Genomic DNA, 17,940 nt, shown 5'->3' with positions numbered 1-17,940 from the left:
CTGGTGCGCTTCGGATTCCCGTTCACCCTGGGTCCGGTCAGCATCCCGTCGCTGCTGGCCGACTTCCACGCGGGCGCACCCGGAATCCGGCTGCACCTGGTGCAGGCGCACGGCACCGCGCTGGTCGACATGGTGCGCGACGGCCGCCTCGATCTCGCCGTCACCATCCCGGCCCCCGACGATCTGCCGACCATCATCCTGGGGTTCCAACGCATCGACGTGTACGTCTCCGCACGCCACCGTCTCGCCGGGCGGGCCGAGATCGAGCTGGCAGAACTGGCCGACGAAGCCTTCATCGCCAATCCGCCCACCTACCACCTGCGCAGAGTCTTCGACTCCTGGTGCGCCGCAGCCGGATTCACCCCGCACGTCGGCGTCGAGATCACCGAATTCGACACCCTGCGTGCCCTGGTCGCCCAGAATCTCGGCATTGCGGTCCTGCCGGCGCCCGAACTGCCGTATCCGGGCTTGACCCGGGTCGCCCTGACCGGCGACCGTGACCGCAGCATCGGCCTGGTCGCGGGCAACCATCGCCCGACCCCGGCGGTGCAGCGGTTACGCGATCACATTGCGGCCCATGCCATGTCGTATCTGGACCGGGCCGGTCAGCACGACCGGTGACTGTTCGGCAGGCTAGCCGCGGACGACTTCGTAACGGGCGGCGGCGAATTCACCGTTGGGCGCGAGTTCGGTGAGCTTCAGTTCCAGTCGCCGGGGGAGTAGCGGCGCACCCGAGCCGAGGGTGACCGGTGCAATGGACACCACCACCTCGTCCAGCAGTCCTTGATCGGCGAACTGTCCGGCCAGGTCACCGCCGCCGACGATCCAGATGTCCTTGTCCGCGGCCGCTTCCGTCATCTGCTTGTGCACGACCTCCACCGGGTCCTGGATGAAGCGGATATCCGCGCCGTCGGTGCGGGCGGGGAAGACGCGGTGCGTGAACACCCAGGCGGGAAGGCTGTAGGGCCACGGGTCTTCGGGGGCGTTGTCGAGCAGCCACTGGTAGGTGCTCGCGCCCATGGCGAGCGCGCCGATGGTCGCGATGAACGGGTTGTAGCCCATCGGCCCGTCGGCATCGTTGTCGCGGGTCACCAGCCAGTCCAGCGAATGATCGGTGGTGGCGATGAACCCGTCGAGGGAAGAGCCGGTGTAGTACACGGTGCGGGTCATGGGTCAGCCTCTCTTGCGGAGCCACAGAATGGGATCTCCGCTGTCGATTTCCGTTGTGCGGTCGGATAATTCGGTGCGCAGCCAGCCTCGCGCCAGCTGTCGCCGGTGCGCCGAGAAGGTGAGTACGTGGGCGATCACGCTGCCGAGCACGAAGCTCTCGGGCGGCTCGCACAGGGCGTCGATGAGCGTGTCGCCCCATCCGCCGCGCCGGTCGATCTCCCGGATGGCGCCCAGCCAGCGCGGGGTCAGCTCGTCGAGCTGCCGCAGCAGCGTGGCCGGATCGTCGCCGTGTGGCGCGGGTGTGTCGTTGCCGCCGATGCAGGCCAGCCAGATCTCCTTGGACCACACCACGTGATGCAGCGCCGCCGCGATGGAGTCGTCCGGCCCGTCCCACGCCAAAACCGTGTGCGATTCGCGCGGCAGTCGATAGCGGTCCTCGTCGATCTCGGCCGCGAACCTCAGCAGCTCACGCGTGTCTTCCAGATCGTGGTGCAGCAGTAGGGATGTCGGGTCCATGTCGTGCCTGTCCTTCGGTTCGCTCTGCACCCACAACGCCATCGGCGGGTGGAAGTGGATGCCGTTTGCCGCCGGTAGCCACGTCGAGCGTGTGTCGGCGGGGGTGCGGCTGGGCGGATGCCCGTAGGCCCGTCCGAAGGCGCGGGTGAACCCTTCGAGCGAGTCGTACCCGGCCGCGAACGCCGCCTCGGTGACGGGTGTCCCGCGGCTCACCTGCCACGCCGCCCGTTCCAGCAGCACCCGCCGCCGCATGGCGACCGGTGACTCCCCGGTGCCGCGGGAGAACTGCCGGGCGAAGTGGAACGGGGAGGAGTGCACGCCCTGCGCCATCGCGTCGAGGGTGGCGTTGTCCTCGTCGAGGACGGCATCGAGGAAATCGCGCAGGCGGTCACGTCCGGTCGTCACGCTGACGAGTCTGCTACGCCCCGGACCCGAACTGCTTGACCGTTCTTGCGCAATGTCCGAGCGCGTCAGGAACGGGTGGCGTCCTCGGTGACGTCGAGAACCTTGCCGGGGTTGAACAGGCCCAGCGGGTCGAGGGCGCGTTTGACCGCGATCATGACATCCACGCCGGACCCGTGTTCCTCGCGCAGATACTTCTTCTTGGTCAAGCCGATGCCGTGTTCGCCGGTGGCGGTGCCGCCCACCTCCAGTGCGTGTCGCACTACCAGGTCCGAGAACACCTGCGCGGCAGCGTATTCGGCATCGGTGTAGGGCACGATGGTGTGCACGTTGCCATCGCCGATGTGCCCGGCCACGGTGATGTTCAAGCCCAGTTCGGTGCCGAGCCGAGTCGCGGTGTCGACCGCCCCGGCGATGCGCGAGTACGGCACCGCGGTATCGGTGATCAGGAACCGGCAGCCGGGATTGCTCGCCTTGACCGCGAAGTACAGATTGTGCCGGTCCTCCCACAGCGCATGCCGATCCCCGTGCGTCCGTGCCGTCGACACCTCGATCGCACTGTGCCCGTGCGCGATCCGCTGAATCTCGCTCTCGTTGGCGGTGACGGCGGCCGCCGAACTCGATTCGATATCCACGAACAGCGCGGGCGACTCGGCGTAGGCGGTACCGCGGAAGGCGTTGATGGCCGCCATGCTCGGCGCGTCCACCAACTCCAGGCGGCTCACCGGCAGCGCCAACCCCAGCATGTCGACGGCCGTATCAACTGCGTCGGTCACCGTGGGGAACGAAATGCGCAGCGAGTGAATCCATTCCGGAATCGGATGCAACCGTACGGTCAGTTCGGTGATGATCCCGAGCGTGCCCGCCGACCCGATCAGCAGATCCTTGAGGTCGTACCCGCTAGAGGACTTGCGCACCGCGCGCCCGAACCGGGTCACCGTGCCATCGGCCAGCACCGCTTGCAGCGCGAGCACATTGGCCCGCATCCCGCCGTAGCGCACCGTGGTGGTGCCACTGGCATTGGTGGCCGCCATCCCGCCCAGGGAGGCGTCCGCTCCGGGATCCACCGTGAACTGCAGCCCGTACTCGGCCGCCGCGGCGTTCAACCGGGTCCGCGTGACCCCGGGCTGCACGGTGGCGGTGAAGTCCTCCGGCGAGATGGCGAGAATCTTGTCGGCCTGCGAGAGATCCACGACCAACTCGTCCCCGCGAGCCAGCAGATGCCCCTCCAGACTGGTGCCCGCCCCGCGCGCGATGAGCGGCGTCGCATGCTCGCGCGCCCACTGCACCACGGTCACCACTTCATCGGCATCGACCGGGTACACCACACCCCGCGGCCGCTGTCCGGGCCGTCCGGTTTCATCGACCGTGAACTGATCGAGGACCACTGGGCGAGTATCGATCTCGAGCATGTCGTCCTCCGCGTTCCCGGTCGAGACCGGCACTACTCCTGGTAAGCCTCGAGGATACGGCGGACCGACTGGGTGACGGGCAGCTCGCCCGTCAGCGGCACCCAGCGGTAGTCGGCGTAGTTGGTCACCCGCACCGGTCCCGCGCTCGCCACCTCGGCGGCGAAATGCTCTCGGCGGACCGGTTTCCCGGCCGCGGAGAGGTATTCGAAGCTGCCCAGGTGCCGCACGATGTCGACCACCGCCAGCCCGGTCTCCTCGCGGACCGCGCGGACCACCGCGCTGGCCAGCGATTCTCCGGCCCGCACGACCGTGCCGGGTAGGTGCAGCGGACTGCGCCCCTCGCGGTGTTCCTCGTGCTCGAGCATCAGCACCGCGTCATTGTTCTCGACCACGACACCGACACGCAGCGCCACCTCGTCGGTGGTCGCTCGCCGCTGAAGTTCTTCCATCACCGTCTCGCCGACCGATTGCCTGGGCGAAACCTCGAAATCCCACACTGCACACCACATCCCGTATCACCGGACACCGTCGACCGATACCGACAACGCTACCGGCGGAGAAACGGTCGGCGGCAGAGACATTCGCAAGATTAGAAGCATATTCGCCGATCCGATCCCCAACCCGGAAACTTTCTGGGAGTGACGGGTGCGAAGCTTGACGCGGTGCCAGTCTACGAGAGGAGTCGCTCGTGAAGGTGTTCCAGATCGGTGCGGCCGGGGGGATCGGGCGGCCGCTGTCGGGGCTGTTGACCGCCCGGGGCGACGAGGTCAGCGGGATGCATCGCAATCCGGCGCAGGCCGATGTCATCGCCGCGAGCGGGGCGACACCGGTGTCGGGGGACCTGATCGCGGATTCGGTGGATGCGCTGGCCGCGAAATTTCACGGCCACGACGCGGTGGTGTTCTCGGCGGGCGCGCACGGCACCGGAATCGACCAGACGACGCTGATCGATGGCAGGGGACTGGAAAAGTGCGTCGATGCCGCCCGCTTTGCCGGTATTGCCCGATTCATTCTGGTTTCCGTGTTCCCCGAGGCGGGTCGTGACCGCGACACCAGCCCGGGTTTCGAGCACTACATGCGCGTGAAGAAGACCGCCGACGCCTATCTCGTCGCGACCGGTCTGGACTGGCTGATCGTGCGCCCCGGAACACTGCGCGACGAACCCGGAAAGGGTCTGGTCGCAGCCGGACTCGCGATCGAATACGGGGACATCCCACGCGCGGACGTCGCGGCCTTCATCGATGTCGCCCTGCACCGACCCGCCCTCAACCGCGTCATCGTCGAACTCACCGCCGGTCACACCCCGGTCGCCGACGCCGTCGAACTCGTGCTGGAACGCTCTACCACGGCCAGGGAATAGCCGAAAGCCACATTTCACGGCCGAAATTCGCGCGCGGATCGCAACCGGGTGCGGCAATTGCGCGAGATACCTGGAATAGTTGGGGCGGAACGCACAAGGACCGAGGCGAAAGCGGGGATGTTGGTGACTTCGACTGACGGTGTGAGCGGGGTAAGCACGGTGAAGGATGTGCCCTCGCCATCGAACACCCTCGAGCGCGATGTCCAGACCCTGGAAAAGGCGATCTACGAAGTCAAACGGGTGATCGTCGGTCAGGATCGCCTGGTCGAGCGGCTGTTGGTCGGAGTACTCGCCAAGGGACACGTCCTGCTGGAAGGTGTGCCGGGTATCGCGAAGACCCTGGCGGTGGAAACGTTCGCGACGGTGGTGGGCGGTAGCTTCTCCCGCGTCCAGTTCACGCCGGACCTGGTGCCCACCGACCTCGTCGGTACCCGCATCTACCGGCAGGGCCGCGAGGAATTCGATACCGAGTTGGGCCCGGTGGTCGCGAACTTCGTGCTTGCCGACGAGATCAACCGTGCACCCGCGAAGGTGCAGTCCGCGTTGCTCGAGGTGATGGCCGAACGGCACGTATCCATCGGTGGCAAGACCTACCCGATGCCGAACCCGTTCCTGGTCATGGCGACTCAGAACCCGATCGAATCGGAGGGTGTGTACCCGCTGCCCGAGGCGCAGCGCGACCGCTTCCTGTTCAAGGTCGTGGTGGACTACCCCTCCGTCGAGGAGGAGCGCGAGATCATCTACCGGATGGGTGTCACCCCGCCGGCCGCCAAGCGGGTGCTCGATCCGGAGGAGCTGGTGCGGCTGCAGGCCGTGGCCGCCAATACCTTCGTGCACCACGCGCTCGTCGACTACGTGGTCCGGGTGATCGCCGCGACCCGTAAGCCCGCCGAGTTCGGCATGCACGATGTGGCCGGGTGGATCTCCTACGGTGCCTCGCCGCGTGCCTCGCTGGGCATCATCGCCGCCGCTCGCGCGGTCGCGCTGATCCGCGGCCGCGACTATGTGGTGCCGCAGGACGTGGTCGAGGTGATCCCGGATGTGCTGCGCCACCGCCTGGTGCTGTCCTACGACGCACTCGCCGACGAGGTCAGCCCCGACGATGTGATCAAGCGCGTGCTGCAGACCGTCGGCCTGCCGCAGGTCGCCGCGCAGGCCAATGTGCCCGCCGGTGCCGCGCCCGCCGCCCCGATGCCCGCACCGGCCGCGCCGCCGGCGATGGGCCCGCACGGCGGTCAGTCCATGGCCCCGGTGGGTGGTATCCCGCAGCCGCCGCAGCAGGGCATTCCGCAGCCGCCCAACGGCCAGGTGGCCGGCGTTCCCGGTCAGCCGCAGGGTAAGTGAGGCCGGTCTCGGAATCGATTGCGCCCGTGACGATCTCACCCCCCAGCGGCTCCACGCACGCCCCGCCCTCGTTCCGGCAGGGGCAGTTGACCGACCCGCGGTTGACGGCGGCGCTGAAGACGCTCGAACTCACCGTGCGCCGCCGCCTCGACGGCGTGCTGCACGGTGACCACCTGGGCCTGATCCCGGGTCCCGGCTCCGATCCCGGCGACGCCCGCATGTATCAGCCGGGCGACGATGTGCGGCAGATGGATTGGTCGGTCACCGCCCGCACCACCCATCCGCACGTGCGGCAGATGATCGCCGACCGGGAGCTCGAGACCTGGCTGGTGATCGACCTGTCGGCCTCGTTGGATTTCGGTACCGCGCTGTGTGAGAAGCGGGATCTCGTGGTCGCCGCGGCGGCCGCGATCACGCATCTGACCAGCGGCGGCGGCAATCGCATCGGTGCGGTGATCACCAATGGCCAACGGCTGACCCGCATTCCGGCCCGCAGCGGCCGCGTGCACGCGCAGTCCATGCTGCGCACCATCGCGACCACCCCGCACGCCCCCGACGGCGTGCGCGGCGACCTGCAGGTCGCCATCGAGGCCCTGCGCCGACCGCAGCGCAAACGCGGGCTGGCCGTGGTGATCTCGGACTTCCTCGGGGACATCGACTGGCAGCGGTCGCTGCGCGCCATTTCCGGCCGCCACGATCTGCTGGGTGTCGAAGTCCTGGATCCGCGGGATCTGGAGCTGCCGGACGTGGGGGACGTGGTCCTGCACGATCCGGAGTCCGGCCGGACCCGTGAATTCACCGTGACCCACACGCTCCGTGCCGATTTCGCGCGCGCCGCACAGGCGCACCGGGAGCAGGTCGAGGGGGCGCTGCGCAGTTGCGGCGCGCCCGTGATGACCCTGCGCACCGACCGCGACTGGATTGCGGACGTGGTCAGATTCGTGTCGACCCGGCGCCACACCTTCGGCGCCCAGAACGCCGGGCGGGTGCCGCGACAGTGAGCATTGGCAACGTCACTTTGAGCCTTTCGCATTTCACGGCCCAGTACTGGCTGGCCTTCCTGGCCGTGCTGGCCGCGATCGCGATCCTCTACGTCCTCATCCAGCAGCGGCGGCGAAAGCACATGCTGCGCTTCACGAATATGGAGCTGCTGGAGAAGGTCGCACCGGCGCAACCCAAGCCGTGGCGGCACATCCCGGTCGCGCTGACCCTGGTCGGCCTGATCTTCCTGACCTTCGCCGCGGCCGGTCCGACCGCCGCCAAGAAGGTGCCGCGCAACCGGGCCACGGTCATCCTGGTCATCGACGTGTCGCTGTCCATGGAGGCGACCGACGTGCCGCCGAGCCGAATCCAGGTGGCCAAGAAGGCCGCCAAGGAATTCGCCGACGGTCTGACCCCGGGCATCAACCTGGGTCTGGTCACCTTCGCGGGCACCGCGTCGGTGCAGGTGTCGCCGACCACCAACCGGGAGGCGGTGAAGGCGGCCATCGACAATATGAAGCTGGCCGAGCGCACCGCGACGGGTGAGGGCATTCTGACCGCCCTGCAATCCATCGACACCTTGGCGTCGGTGCTCGGTGGTGCGGACAAGCCGCCGCCGGCCCGCATCGTCATGATGTCGGACGGTAAGCAGACCGTCCCGGACGACAAGGACACCGAGAATCCTCGCCACGGCTTCACCGCCGCGCGTCTGGCGAAGGAGAAAGGTGTTCCGGTGTCGACGATTTCGTTCGGTACCACCTGGGGCACCGTCGAGATCCCGGATCAGGACGGCAAGGGCTCGCAGCGGGTCCGCGTCCCGGTGGACGACGACGCGCTGCGTGAGATCGCGAAACTCTCCGGCGGTGACTTCTATACCGCCTCCACGTTGGAAGAACTTCGCGCCGTGTACGACACGCTCGATGAGCAGATCGGCTACGAGATGACGATGGGCGACGCGAGCCGCCCATGGCTGTTGCTCGGTTTGCTGGTGACCGCCGGTGGCATCATCACCGCGCTGCTCTATCGTCAGCGTCTGCCGTAAATCGGTACCGCGCGCCGAGTCCCGAACACGAACAGATAGGTTTGCGTCTATGTCGAACATCACATCCCGGTCGGTACTGGTGACCGGAGGTAACCGCGGGATCGGCCTCGCGGTCGCCCAGCGCCTGCTCGCCGACGGTCACAAGGTGGCCGTCACCCACCGCGGGTCCGGTGCGCCGGAGGGTCTTTTCGGCGTGAAATGCGATGTGACCGATAGCGAGTCGGTCGATCGCGCGTTCACCGAGGTGGAGGCGCACCAGGGTCCGGTCGAGGTCGTTGTCGCCAACGCGGGCATCGTGGACAACACGCTGCTGATGCGCATGACCGAGGATTCGTTCTCCAAGGTCATCGATGCCAACCTGACCGGTGCGTGGCGAGTTGCCCAGCGCGCCAACCGCAATATGCTCAAGAACCGCTTCGGCCGCATCGTCTTCCTCGGCTCGGTCGTCGGCCAGATGGGTTCGCCCGCGCAGGTCAGCTACGCGGCGTCGAAGTCGGGTCTGATCGGTATGGCGCGCGCCATCACCCGTGAGGTCGGCAAGCGCAATATCACCGCGAACGTGGTGGCGCCCGGCCTGATCGACACGGACATGACCCGTGAGGACATGACCGAGGAGATGCGCAAGAACGTCCTCGAGTTCATTCCGGCCGGTCGCATCGGCGAGGCCGAGGATGTCGCGGCGGCGATCAGCTTCCTGGTCTCCGACGACGCCTCCTACATCTCCGGCGCGATCATCCCCGTCGACGGCGGTATGGGCATGGGCCACTGAGCGTTTCGCTCCGTGTGTCACTGAGCTTCTCGCTCAGGCTCGACCCAGAAACCCTCAGCCCCCAGCATTCTTAGAACGAGGAGAACCGACCACCCCATGGCTGGATTGCTCGACGGCAAAACCGTCCTCATCACCGGAATCATCACCGATTCGTCCATCGCCTTCCACGCGGCCGCGGTCGCGCAGGAGCAGGGCGCCAAGGTGATCATCACCGGTATTCCGGAGCGCTTGCGGCTCATCGACCGCATCGCCAAGCGCCTCCCGCAGGAGGTCCCCCCGGCCATCGGCCTGGACGTGACCAATGAGGAGAACCTCGCCGAGCTGGCCGACAAGGTCCGCGAACTCGCCCCCGAGGGCATCGACGGCGTGCTGCATTCCATCGCGTTCGCGCCGCGCACCCTGATGGGCCCCGAGGCCCTGCCGTTCCTGGACGGTCCCGGTGCCGACGCCGCCAAGGCGTTCGAGATCTCCGCGTGGTCCTACGCCTCGCTGGCCCGCGCCGTACTGCCGGTCATGAACGAGGGCGGCTCGATCGTGGGCATGGACTTCGATCCGCGCACCGCGATGCCGTACTACAACTGGATGGGTGTGGCCAAGGCCGCGCTCGAGTCGGTGAACCGGTACGTGGCGCGAGAGGTGGGCGAGGCCAAGCGCGTTCGCTCCAACCTGATCGCCGCGGGCCCGATCAAGACCCTCGCCGCCAAGGCCATCGCGGGCACCGCCACCGATGACGCCAAGCAGCTCAACATGCTCAACACCTACTGGGACGGCGCGTCCCCGATCGGCTGGGACGTCGACGACCCGACGGTGGTCGCCAAGTCCGTGGTCACCCTGCTGTCGGATTGGCTGCCGGGCACCACCGGGTCGATCATCTACGTCGACGGCGGCGCCTCGCACAACACCTGGTTCCCGGCCGACGGCTTCGGCGCGAACTGATTCGGTAATTTCGGAGTAAGGAGGAGAGCAGTGGCTGCGGAGCCCACGGCTCATGAAGTGGACGCCCTGCTACTGCTGTCCTTCGGCGGTCCCGAGCGCCCCGAGGACGTGATGCCGTTCCTGGAGAACGTCACTCGCGGCCGGGGTATCCCGCCGGAGCGTCTCGCCGAAGTCGCACAGCATTATCTGCACTTCGGCGGGGTCTCGCCGATCAATGCGCTCAACCTCGACATCATCAAGGCGATCGAGGCCGAATTCGCGTCGCGCGGTATCGATCTGCCGGTGTATTTCGGCAATCGCAACTGGCATCCGATGGTCGAGGAGACCGTGGAGCGCATGCGCGCCGACGGAATCCGTTCCGCGCTGGTGTTTCCCACTTCGGCGTGGGGCGGGTATTCGGGCTGCCTGCAGTACCACGAGGACATCGCACGCGCCCGGACCGTGGTCGAGGATGCGCCCGATCTGGTGAAGCTACGCCAGTATTTCGACCATCCACTGTTCATCGCGGCCTTCGCGGATTCGATCCGCGCGGCCGTCGCGGAATTGCCCGCGGACAAACGCGATCGCGCGCGATTGGTGTTCACCGCGCATTCGGTGCCGAATTCCGCCGACGCCGCGTCCGGCCCGCCCAGCGAAACCAACCTCTACAGCCGGCAGGTCGCCGAGGCGGCCCGGTTGTGCGCCGCCGCAACCGGATTCGACGACTACGACCTGGTGTGGCAGTCGCGTTCCGGGCCGCCGCAGATCCCGTGGCTGGACCCCGACATCGTCGACCATATCGACGCCCTCGCCGAGCGTGGCGTGGACGCGGTCGTGGTGTGCCCGGTCGGCTTCGTCTCCGACCACCTCGAGGTGATCTGGGACCTCGACAACGAGGCGAAAGACCGTGCCGCCGAACTCGGTATGGCCTTCGCGCGCGCCGCCACTCCCGGCCCGGACCCGCGCTTCGCGCAGCTGGTCGCTGACCTGGTGGACGAACACCGCACCGCCGCAACCCCCGCCCGCCTGAGCGAAATGACCGGCCTGGGTTGCACCCTCAACGGTGCCCCGTGCGTGGTCGGCTGCTGCGCGTTGCCGCCACGCCGCCCCGCGGTCGCGCCAACGTCCGGCGAATTGTAGTCTCGCCCAGGTGACTACACCCGGACGCGGAACCACCCAGCAACGCCGCCAGCCCGCCTCGAGCGGCAGCGCCGCCCGCAAGCGCACTTTCGGCCCGCCGGACATGTTCGTCTGGGCCCCCGTACTGACCCTCTTCCTCACCGCCGGCATCGTCGGCACCATCGGTCAATCCATCGGCTTCGCCTCGATCTTCGTCGTCGTCGCCGTGATCATGGTCATCGCCGACATGTTCTTCAACCGCTGACCTGTACTTACCGGCATGCCGCAACCCGATCGGTCTGAAACCGGGGATAGCATCGCCGGGTGCAGACACCCAACGACGCGTCGCCGAGCCCGTTGCCGCACCACCAACCGCCACGCGCGGATTCCTCCTCGCGCTCGATCGTTCCGTGGGTGATCACGGGCGTGGTGGCGGCACTCGGCGTCGCCGGGACCGCCACCGGATTCGTCCTCTACGCGGGAGAGCGCAAGAGTCTCACCGACGAGCGGGCCACCTCGGATCAACTGCGCCAACAGGTTTCGACCGCGGGCGGGTCGGCCGAGGCCCGGCGGATGGCGGCACAGCAGGCGGCCTGTGACTTCGTGACGCTGGTCAGCACTTACAACCCGGCCACGATCGACCAGTACGTCACCGGAGTGCTGAACGCGTCGACCGGCGAGTTCCATCAGACCTTCGCCGCCACCGGCAACGACCTGCGCGACATCATGAAGGCGAATCACTCTGTCAGTAAGGTGGCCGAGATCCATTGTGGCGCGGCCACGATGCGAGACCATGCCGGGACGGTCGTGGTGGCCCTCAAACAGGAATCGTCGAATGACCAGAAACCGAACACGAACACGGCGGTCATCCCGATGCTCGTGACGGTCGGCGAACAAGGTGATGGGCGCTGGCTGGTCAGCGCGATGGACCCGATCGCGTGACGAGGCCGGTCCGGTCGGCGTCTACTTCAGGACGTTGACCGCGCGGGCGATGACGAGGCTGACGGTGAGCAGGGAGACTGCGGATTGGGCCATCATCAGCGTTTTCGCCCAGCGGGACATCGGCATGACGTCGGTCGGGCTGAATGCTGTTGCGTTGGTGAAGGATAGGTAGAGGTAGTCGGGGAACTGGGGTTCCCATTCGGGGTCGGTGAGGTCCGGGTTCTGCATTTGGACCCAGAGGAAGTCGGGATAGGGCTTGCGGGCGTGGGCGCGCGCGGCGGGGCCGCCGCGGTCGAATTCCCAGTACCAGAGGGCGAAGACGAGGACGTTCGTCAGCCAGATCGCGCCGCCCGAGGTCAGCAGGCCCGCGGCATTGTTGCTGACCGATCCGTTGATCAGGCCGCGGACCAGCTGGCCCACCGACCACAGCATGGAGAATCCGAGTAGCGCCATCAGCAGCAGGCTGAAGCGCCGCAGCCGCATCTCCTCGCGGTCGAGGCGCACGGGGCTGCCGATCACCAGCACGATCAGCAAGACCAGCCCGATCGCCGGGACCAGCCAGCGTGGCCCCGCCGTGAACTGCTCGGGCAGGAAGTACTGGACCACCAATATTCCGATGATCGCCGCGGTGGCTGCCCAGCGGGCTTCCCCGGCAGTGCGTCGCGCCCATGCGGGGACCGGGTTGTCGGTGCTGTTGTTCTCGGCCGTGCTCACGCGAGTGAGTATGCCTTCCGGTCGATTGGTGACAGAAGTATGACGCGGGGTTGAGCCCGGACTTTCCAACGGGCAGGGTGGGTTGTAGCTGAGGCCGATACAAGGAGGTCAAGTGACACGGGAGTACAACCGCAATCCGGCGGCCGTGGCCGCACTGTCGCCTGAGCAGTACCACGTCACCCAGGAGAACGGGACCGAGCGCGCGTTCACGGGGGAGTACTGGGACAACCACGAGCCCGGGATCTACGTGGATGTGGTATCCGGCGAGCCGTTGTTCGCCTCGACCGACAAGTTCGAGAGCGGATCGGGCTGGCCGAGTTTCACCAAGCCGATCGACGCGGACAATGTGGTCGAGAAGAAGGATCGCAGTCACTTCATGACGCGCACCGAGGTGCGGTCCAGCTTCGGTGACAGCCATCTCGGGCACGTGTTCACCGACGGTCCGCGGGATGCTGGCGGGCTGCGTTACTGCATCAATTCCGCGGCGCTGCGGTTCATTCGCCTCGATGACCTCGAGGCGCAGGGTTACGGACAGTACAAGTCTCTGTTCACGAAGGAGGAAGCGTGACCGACACACGGACCGCGATCTTGGCCGGCGGATGTTTCTGGGGCATGGAGGATCTGATCCGGCGGCAGCCGGGTGTCGTGTCGACGCGGGTGGGCTACACCGGCGGTCGCAACGACAACCCGAACTACCGCAATCATCCGGGGCATGCGGAGGCCGTGGAGATCGTCTACGACCCCGAGAAGACGGATTACCGTGCGCTGCTGGAGTTCTTCTTCCAGATTCACGATCCGAGCACCAAGGATCGGCAGGGCAATGACATCGGGACGAGTTACCGGTCGGCCATCTTCTACCTCGATGACGAGCAGAAGCGGGTCGCCGAGGACACCATCGCCGATGTGGACGCCTCGAAGCTGTGGCCGGGCAAGGTAGTCACCGAGGTGACGCCGGCGGTCACGTTCTGGGAGGCCGAGCCGGAGCATCAGGATTACCTGCTGCGCTATCCGGACGGGTACACCTGCCACTTCCCGCGGCCGGGCTGGAAGCTGCCCAAGCGCGCGACAGCGTAGCGATACCGCTCTGACGGCGGGTCTCACCGGGTTCGTCCCGGTGGGGCCCGCCGTTCTCGTTGGTAAGTCAGAAACTAGTTGCGTAGAAACTAGTTATATGGCTACTATTACTCTCGTGATCGCGAAGGCGGTCGAACGAAATCTTCGGAGGGTAGTAGTTGTGAGCGGCATCAAAACGGCGTTGATCATCGGTGGCGGTATCGCGGGACCGGTTGCGGCGCTGGCACTTCAGAGGGCGGGCATCGAAGCGACAGTGTTCGAGGCGTATGAGAACGCGGCCACGGATGCCGGGGCCATGCTCACCGTCGCGCCCAACGGGCTTGCGGCACTGGGCATTATCGGCGCGGACAAGCTGGTGATGGCGGCGGGCACCCCGCTGCACAGCATGATCATGGAAACCGGCGCGGGCCGTCAGCTCATGCGCGTCGACACCCTGCCGGGTCTGCCGCCGAGCTGCACCATGCTGCGCGCCGACCTCTTCCGGGTGCTGCACGAGCATGCCGTCGCCAACGGCATCGAATTCCGTTATGGCAAGCGGCTTGTCGACCTCGAACAGTCCGAGACCGGCGTGATCGCGCACTTCGACGACGGCACCACCGCGACCGGTGACATCCTGGTCGGCGCGGACGGCATCCACTCCACCGTGCGGACCCTCATCGACCCCGACGCGCCCGGCCCCGAATACACCGGTCTGATGAGCTTCGGCTTCGGCGAATTCACGCCGGAGGGAACGCTTTCCGGTGGTGGCGCGGGCGAGATCGAGGCCATGCACTTCGCCTTCGGCAAGCGCGCCTTCTACGGCTACTGGCGTCAGCCCGACGGCAAATCCGTCTTCTTCAGCAACTACCCGCAAGCCGAACCCATGACCCTCGCCGAGGCGAAGGCGATCCCGGCCGAACAGTGGCTGGCGAAGCTGCGTGCCGCCCACGTCGGCGACACCCCCGGCGAGCAACTCTTCACCGAAACCAGCGTCGACCAGATGATCATCACCGGCCCTATGGAACGAATGCCCCACGTCCCCACCTGGTTCCGTGGCCGCGTGGTCCTGCTGGGTGACGCGGTGCACACGCCGTCCTCCAGCTCCGGTCAGGGCGCGTCGCTGGCCATCGAATCGGCCGTCGAACTGGCCCGCTGCCTGCGCGACATCGCCGACCCCACAGCCGCTTTCGCGACCTACGAGCACCTGCGCCGTCCTCGCGTCGAGGACATCTCCGACAACGCCGCCAAAACCAACAACGGCAAAACCTCGGGCCCCGTGGCCAAGGCCCTCTTCGGCCTCGTCATGCCCCTCGCCACCCGCACCTTCCTCAAGCCGGAGAAGATGTTCGGCCCCGTCCACCGCTTCACCATCGACTGGGACCAGCCGGTCGCCTACTATTCATCGTAGTAGTTATTCGCTACGGACCGGGGGACGACATGAACGCAGCGCATACCGGCAAGCGGCAGACACCGATGACATTGCGGGCCAAGCCCTTCGACGCGACCGGTCGACCCCACTGGTTCATCCGCGCCTACGCCGCCCTCGCCACCGCCCGCCTATCGAGATTCGTCTCCCGCCACATCGCCTGGAAGCTCGATCCGATCCTGCTGCGGCTCACCCGAGGCCGCATCGCGACGACCGCAGTCTTCCCGACCGCGGTCCTCGAAACCAAGGGCGCCCGAACCGGCGCCCACCGCCGCAACGCCGTCATCTACTTCACCGACGGCACCGACGCCATCATCGCGGCCTCCCACGCCGGCAGCCCCACCAACCCCGCCTGGTACCACAACCTTCTCGCCAACCCCGACGTCGTTTTCGGCGGAACACCGATGCGAGCAACGGTCATCACCGACGAGTCCGAGCGCCAACGGCTCTGGCCCCTCGCCGACCACGTCTTCCCGGCCTACCGCCGCTACCGCGAGGAAGCAGCCCGCTCCGGCCGAACCATCCCCCTCATCCGCCTGACCCGTTAACGTTGGGGCCATGGGACTTTCGGCGGCGGAAGTGTTCGATGGGCTCGGCAAGGACTATGAGTCGGCGTTTGCGGGGCTGACCGCGCAGCGTGAGGAGATCGAATGGCTTCTCACGCAATTGCCGGACGGGGCGGAGGTGGTCGATGTCGGGTGTGGGACCGGGCGGCCGACGGCCGAGATGCTGGTGGCGGCGGGGCATGAGGTGACGGGATGCGATGTGTCGCCGGGGATGATCGAGATCGCTCGGGCGCAGGTGCCGGGGGCTCGGTTCGAGGTCGCCGATCTCAGGGCACTGTCGTATCCGTCCGAGTCCTGGGACGCGGTCGTGGCGTTCTTTCCGCTGCTGCAGCTCACGCGCGCGGAAATCGATGACGCCTTGCGGAAATTCGCGGACTGGCTGAGGCCGGGTGGGGTCTTCCTGTTCGCCACCGTGCCCGCCGATATCGAGGGTCTCGACATCGAGTTCATGGGGAAAGCCGTGACGGTCAGCAGTTATCCGGTGGCGGAGTATCGGAAGTTGCTGGCCGATGCGGGGTTGGCGATCGTTCGGGAGCGGGTGGTCGAGTTTCTGCCCGACCATCCGTCGGCGACCACGGAACACGATCTGTTCGTGGCCGCGCGTCGCTCAGCGGCGTAGCGACCGGTAGCCGGTCCACAGCAACACGGCAGCACCCACCACGACGAGAACACCGCCCAGATAACTCCATTGGGAGTGCCCGGTCATCGGGGATCCGTGCAGGGAACCGGCGCCCTGCGCGATCCAGATCACCCCGACCAGACACAGCAGCACGCCGACTACGGCGGAAACGATTCGCCCCATGACAACTCCTCGGTAGCGTGTTCCCAGCATAGGAGTTCGGGGTGTTCCCTGCGCGGTCCAGCGGGTTTAAGCTGGACGAAGACCGAGCATCGATCTTCCGGGCACCTGTCGGCAGCTGGTACCGGATCCCGTGCCACGGTCACGAATCCGCCGGTAGAGCGCAAACGTGGATGTCACGTCGGTCGAGGGTGCCCCTTCCTGACGCTCTTGTGGCCGTGCCGAAATGAGGTATGGCCATGAACCTTTCCGAGCAGACGCCCGTACGCCACCGATTGGCTCGGGCCTTCGTCCTGGGCTCGCTGGTCCTCCTACCCGTCGGCTTCGCGGCACCCGCCATCGCCGCCCCGCTGACCCTGGTGGACAACGACAACAACTGGCGCCAGGACTGCGACCACTCCGGCCAATACAGCTGGCAACAGGACCGCGGCCAACAACGCTGGAGCGACTGCGACCAGAACCGCGGCCACTGGGAATGGCGCGACAACGACTGGCGCTGGCACCACGACCGCGACGACACCCCCGCCCCCCAACCCCAACAGTGGAACCCCTTCGGCAGCCTGTGAATCAGTACCAGCACTAGTTGGGTAGGACGGCCGGACGGAGGATGGCCGGGTACACGACGGTGGCGGGTCCGCCGCGATAAAGCGCGGCGGGTCGGCCACCGGAGTGCACGGCTTGGCCGCCGGTGGGGATCAGCACTCCCTCCGCACCGGTGATCTTGCGGTGGAAATTTCGTTGGTCGAGTGCCTGTCCCCAGACGATCTCGTAAATTCGGCGTAGCTGGGTGATGGTGAATTCCGGCGGGCAGAACCGGATCGCGAGAGTCGTGTATTCCAGTTTGCTCCTTGCACGTTCGACCGCATCGGCGACGATGCGGGCATGGTCGAAAGCCAACTCGACGCTGGAGTCGAGCACCGCGGCGATCGGTGTCCAAGCTGTGGCCCGGGCATCGCCGCCAGCGGCCGGTGTCGGGAGGTCAGGCACGAAGGCCAGATAGCAGACGGTGACCACGCGACGTCGGGGGTCGCGGTCAGGTGTGCCGTAGGTGTGTAGTTGCTCGAGGTGCGCGTGGCTCAGGTCCAGGCCGGTCTCCTCGGTGAGTTCGCGTTCAGCGGCGGCGCGCAGGTCCTCGCGGCTGTCGTCCAGGAATCCCCCTGGCAGGGCCAGATGCCCCTGCCAGGGGTCGGTGCCGCGTTCTACCAGCAAGATCTGAAGATCGTTCTCGCGAACGGTCAGCACCGCCAGATCGACGGCGATAGCGACTTCGGTGCTGGGCCAATGGCGTTCGGCCATGGTGTGTCTCCTCTCCTCTTCCGATTTTACGTCACCTTGACGTAAAGGCCGTCCGGTGGTTAGCGTCACTATTCGGAGCCTTCGCGTGACGCTCCGTTCCGATCACGTTGGGGA

Annotated in this window: 23 protein-coding genes; 16 read left to right on the top strand and 7 right to left on the bottom strand. The window is 66.8% G+C overall.

Translation table 11 applies throughout. The annotated features are described in order from the left end of the window. The first annotated feature begins 3 nt into the window (after positions 1–3). Positions 4–621 carry a LysR substrate-binding domain-containing protein gene (locus tag ACYVN4_RS07580; protein WP_460718631.1) on the top strand — a complete coding sequence of 206 codons (618 nt, stop codon included), beginning with the start codon at positions 4–6 and terminating at the stop codon, positions 619–621. Positions 622–633: 12 nt separating this feature from the next. Here ACYVN4_RS07580 and ACYVN4_RS07575 read toward each other — a convergent pair whose 3' ends face one another. The 4 genes from ACYVN4_RS07575 to ACYVN4_RS07560 form a co-directional block, all read right to left on the bottom strand. Further along, positions 634–1,170 carry a dihydrofolate reductase family protein gene (locus ACYVN4_RS07575; RefSeq protein WP_460718629.1) on the bottom strand — a complete coding sequence of 179 codons (537 nt, stop codon included), beginning with the start codon at positions 1,168–1,170 and terminating at the stop codon, positions 634–636. Positions 1,171–1,173: 3 nt separating this feature from the next. Next, the gene (locus ACYVN4_RS07570; protein WP_460718627.1) at positions 1,174–2,091 is read right to left on the bottom strand and encodes a helix-turn-helix domain-containing protein; all 918 of its coding nucleotides are present in this window, start codon (positions 2,089–2,091) and stop codon (positions 1,174–1,176) included. 65 nt (positions 2,092–2,156) lie between these two features. Then, a complete protein-coding gene (locus ACYVN4_RS07565) occupies positions 2,157–3,500 on the bottom strand; it encodes an FAD-binding oxidoreductase (protein WP_460718625.1) in 1,344 nt (447 codons plus the stop codon). 32 nt (positions 3,501–3,532) lie between these two features. Next, on the bottom strand, positions 3,533–3,949 hold the full coding sequence (locus ACYVN4_RS07560) for an NUDIX hydrolase (RefSeq protein WP_460718623.1): 417 nt from the start codon (positions 3,947–3,949) through the stop codon (positions 3,533–3,535). 239 nt (positions 3,950–4,188) lie between these two features. Here ACYVN4_RS07560 and ACYVN4_RS07555 point away from each other — a divergent pair, with 239 nt between their 5' ends. The 9 genes from ACYVN4_RS07555 to ACYVN4_RS07515 all read left to right on the top strand — a co-directional run bounded on the left by ACYVN4_RS07555 (position 4,189) and on the right by ACYVN4_RS07515 (position 11,972). Then, entirely contained in the window at positions 4,189–4,860 is a 672-nt protein-coding gene (locus tag ACYVN4_RS07555) for an NAD(P)H-binding protein (RefSeq protein WP_460718621.1), read from the top strand. Between the two features lie 117 nt (positions 4,861–4,977). After that, on the top strand, positions 4,978–6,204 hold the full coding sequence (locus ACYVN4_RS07550; RefSeq protein WP_460718619.1) for an AAA family ATPase: 1,227 nt from the start codon (positions 4,978–4,980) through the stop codon (positions 6,202–6,204). 26 nt (positions 6,205–6,230) lie between these two features. Then, positions 6,231–7,205, top strand: a complete 975-nt coding sequence (locus ACYVN4_RS07545) for a DUF58 domain-containing protein (protein WP_460718617.1) — start codon at positions 6,231–6,233, stop codon at positions 7,203–7,205. A 17-nt stretch (positions 7,206–7,222) separates the two neighbouring features. Beyond that, the gene (locus tag ACYVN4_RS07540; protein ID WP_460720515.1) at positions 7,223–8,227 is read left to right on the top strand and encodes a VWA domain-containing protein; all 1,005 of its coding nucleotides are present in this window, start codon (positions 7,223–7,225) and stop codon (positions 8,225–8,227) included. Positions 8,228–8,276: 49 nt separating this feature from the next. Then, positions 8,277–8,996 carry a 3-oxoacyl-ACP reductase FabG1 gene (gene fabG1, locus ACYVN4_RS07535; protein WP_460718615.1) on the top strand — a complete coding sequence of 240 codons (720 nt, stop codon included), beginning with the start codon at positions 8,277–8,279 and terminating at the stop codon, positions 8,994–8,996. 96 nt (positions 8,997–9,092) lie between these two features. Further along, on the top strand, positions 9,093–9,932 hold the full coding sequence (inhA, locus tag ACYVN4_RS07530) for an NADH-dependent enoyl-ACP reductase InhA (RefSeq protein ID WP_157387901.1): 840 nt from the start codon (positions 9,093–9,095) through the stop codon (positions 9,930–9,932). A 30-nt stretch (positions 9,933–9,962) separates the two neighbouring features. Beyond that, positions 9,963–11,051, top strand: a complete 1,089-nt coding sequence (locus tag ACYVN4_RS07525) for a ferrochelatase (RefSeq protein WP_460718613.1) — start codon at positions 9,963–9,965, stop codon at positions 11,049–11,051. 10 nt (positions 11,052–11,061) lie between these two features. Then, a complete protein-coding gene (locus tag ACYVN4_RS07520; protein WP_460718611.1) occupies positions 11,062–11,295 on the top strand; it encodes a hypothetical protein in 234 nt (77 codons plus the stop codon). A gap of 59 nt (positions 11,296–11,354) precedes the next feature. Next, positions 11,355–11,972 (top strand): VirB8/TrbF family protein, encoded by a 618-nt coding sequence (locus ACYVN4_RS07515; RefSeq protein WP_460718609.1) that lies wholly within the window; start codon positions 11,355–11,357, stop codon positions 11,970–11,972. Positions 11,973–11,993: 21 nt separating this feature from the next. On the opposite strand, the gene ACYVN4_RS07510 is transcribed toward ACYVN4_RS07515, so the two are convergent. After that, entirely contained in the window at positions 11,994–12,686 is a 693-nt protein-coding gene (locus ACYVN4_RS07510) for a hypothetical protein (protein ID WP_460718607.1), read from the bottom strand. Between the two features lie 112 nt (positions 12,687–12,798). On the opposite strand from ACYVN4_RS07510, the gene msrB reads away from it, so the two are divergent. The 5 genes from msrB to ACYVN4_RS07485 all read left to right on the top strand — a co-directional run bounded on the left by msrB (position 12,799) and on the right by ACYVN4_RS07485 (position 16,350). Continuing rightward, positions 12,799–13,254: a peptide-methionine (R)-S-oxide reductase MsrB gene (msrB, locus tag ACYVN4_RS07505; RefSeq protein ID WP_460718605.1), complete on the top strand. Its 456-nt coding sequence runs from the start codon at positions 12,799–12,801 to the stop codon at positions 13,252–13,254. After that, the gene (msrA, locus tag ACYVN4_RS07500) at positions 13,251–13,760 is read left to right on the top strand and encodes a peptide-methionine (S)-S-oxide reductase MsrA (RefSeq protein WP_460718603.1); all 510 of its coding nucleotides are present in this window, start codon (positions 13,251–13,253) and stop codon (positions 13,758–13,760) included. The genes msrB and msrA overlap by 4 nt, the downstream gene beginning before the upstream one ends. 160 nt (positions 13,761–13,920) lie before the next feature. Next, a complete protein-coding gene (locus tag ACYVN4_RS07495) occupies positions 13,921–15,147 on the top strand; it encodes an FAD-dependent oxidoreductase (RefSeq protein ID WP_460718601.1) in 1,227 nt (408 codons plus the stop codon). Between the two features lie 29 nt (positions 15,148–15,176). Next, the gene (locus tag ACYVN4_RS07490; RefSeq protein ID WP_460718599.1) at positions 15,177–15,713 is read left to right on the top strand and encodes a nitroreductase/quinone reductase family protein; all 537 of its coding nucleotides are present in this window, start codon (positions 15,177–15,179) and stop codon (positions 15,711–15,713) included. A gap of 10 nt (positions 15,714–15,723) precedes the next feature. Next, positions 15,724–16,350, top strand: a complete 627-nt coding sequence (locus tag ACYVN4_RS07485) for a class I SAM-dependent methyltransferase (RefSeq protein ID WP_460718597.1) — start codon at positions 15,724–15,726, stop codon at positions 16,348–16,350. Here ACYVN4_RS07485 and ACYVN4_RS07480 read toward each other — a convergent pair. Continuing rightward, a complete protein-coding gene (locus tag ACYVN4_RS07480) occupies positions 16,339–16,533 on the bottom strand; it encodes a hypothetical protein (RefSeq protein ID WP_460718595.1) in 195 nt (64 codons plus the stop codon). The genes ACYVN4_RS07485 and ACYVN4_RS07480 overlap by 12 nt on opposite strands. Before the next feature lie 236 nt (positions 16,534–16,769). On the opposite strand from ACYVN4_RS07480, the gene ACYVN4_RS07475 reads away from it, so the two are divergent. Continuing rightward, on the top strand, positions 16,770–17,096 hold the full coding sequence (locus ACYVN4_RS07475) for a hypothetical protein (RefSeq protein ID WP_460718593.1): 327 nt from the start codon (positions 16,770–16,772) through the stop codon (positions 17,094–17,096). A gap of 13 nt (positions 17,097–17,109) precedes the next feature. On the opposite strand, the gene ACYVN4_RS07470 is transcribed toward ACYVN4_RS07475, so the two are convergent. Beyond that, positions 17,110–17,826, bottom strand: a complete 717-nt coding sequence (locus ACYVN4_RS07470) for an NUDIX hydrolase (RefSeq protein WP_460718591.1) — start codon at positions 17,824–17,826, stop codon at positions 17,110–17,112. Positions 17,827–17,940 lie beyond the last annotated feature (114 nt).

Source organism: Nocardia heshunensis (assembly GCF_054782115.1).
This window is presented reverse-complemented; position numbering and strand designations above follow the sequence as displayed.

Bases quoted from the DNA above. Each gene is read 5' to 3' on its own strand.
- ACYVN4_RS07575 (WP_460718629.1), bottom strand. From the start codon at position 1,170: ATGACCCGCACCGTGTACTACACCGGCTCTTCCCTCGACGGGTTCATC.
- ACYVN4_RS07565 (WP_460718625.1), bottom strand. From the start codon at position 3,500: ATGCTCGAGATCGATACTCGCCCAGTGGTCCTCGATCAGTTCACGGTC.
- ACYVN4_RS07560 (WP_460718623.1), bottom strand. From the start codon at position 3,949: ATGGAAGAACTTCAGCGGCGAGCGACCACCGACGAGGTGGCGCTGCGT.
- ACYVN4_RS07550 (WP_460718619.1), top strand. From the start codon at position 4,978: ATGTTGGTGACTTCGACTGACGGTGTGAGCGGGGTAAGCACGGTGAAG.
- fabG1 (WP_460718615.1), top strand. From the start codon at position 8,277: ATGTCGAACATCACATCCCGGTCGGTACTGGTGACCGGAGGTAACCGC.
- inhA (WP_157387901.1), top strand. From the start codon at position 9,093: ATGGCTGGATTGCTCGACGGCAAAACCGTCCTCATCACCGGAATCATC.
- ACYVN4_RS07490 (WP_460718599.1), top strand. From the start codon at position 15,177: ATGAACGCAGCGCATACCGGCAAGCGGCAGACACCGATGACATTGCGG.
- ACYVN4_RS07485 (WP_460718597.1), top strand. From the start codon at position 15,724: ATGGGACTTTCGGCGGCGGAAGTGTTCGATGGGCTCGGCAAGGACTAT.
- ACYVN4_RS07480 (WP_460718595.1), bottom strand. From the start codon at position 16,533: ATGGGGCGAATCGTTTCCGCCGTAGTCGGCGTGCTGCTGTGTCTGGTC.
- ACYVN4_RS07475 (WP_460718593.1), top strand. From the start codon at position 16,770: ATGAACCTTTCCGAGCAGACGCCCGTACGCCACCGATTGGCTCGGGCC.
- ACYVN4_RS07470 (WP_460718591.1), bottom strand. From the start codon at position 17,826: ATGGCCGAACGCCATTGGCCCAGCACCGAAGTCGCTATCGCCGTCGAT.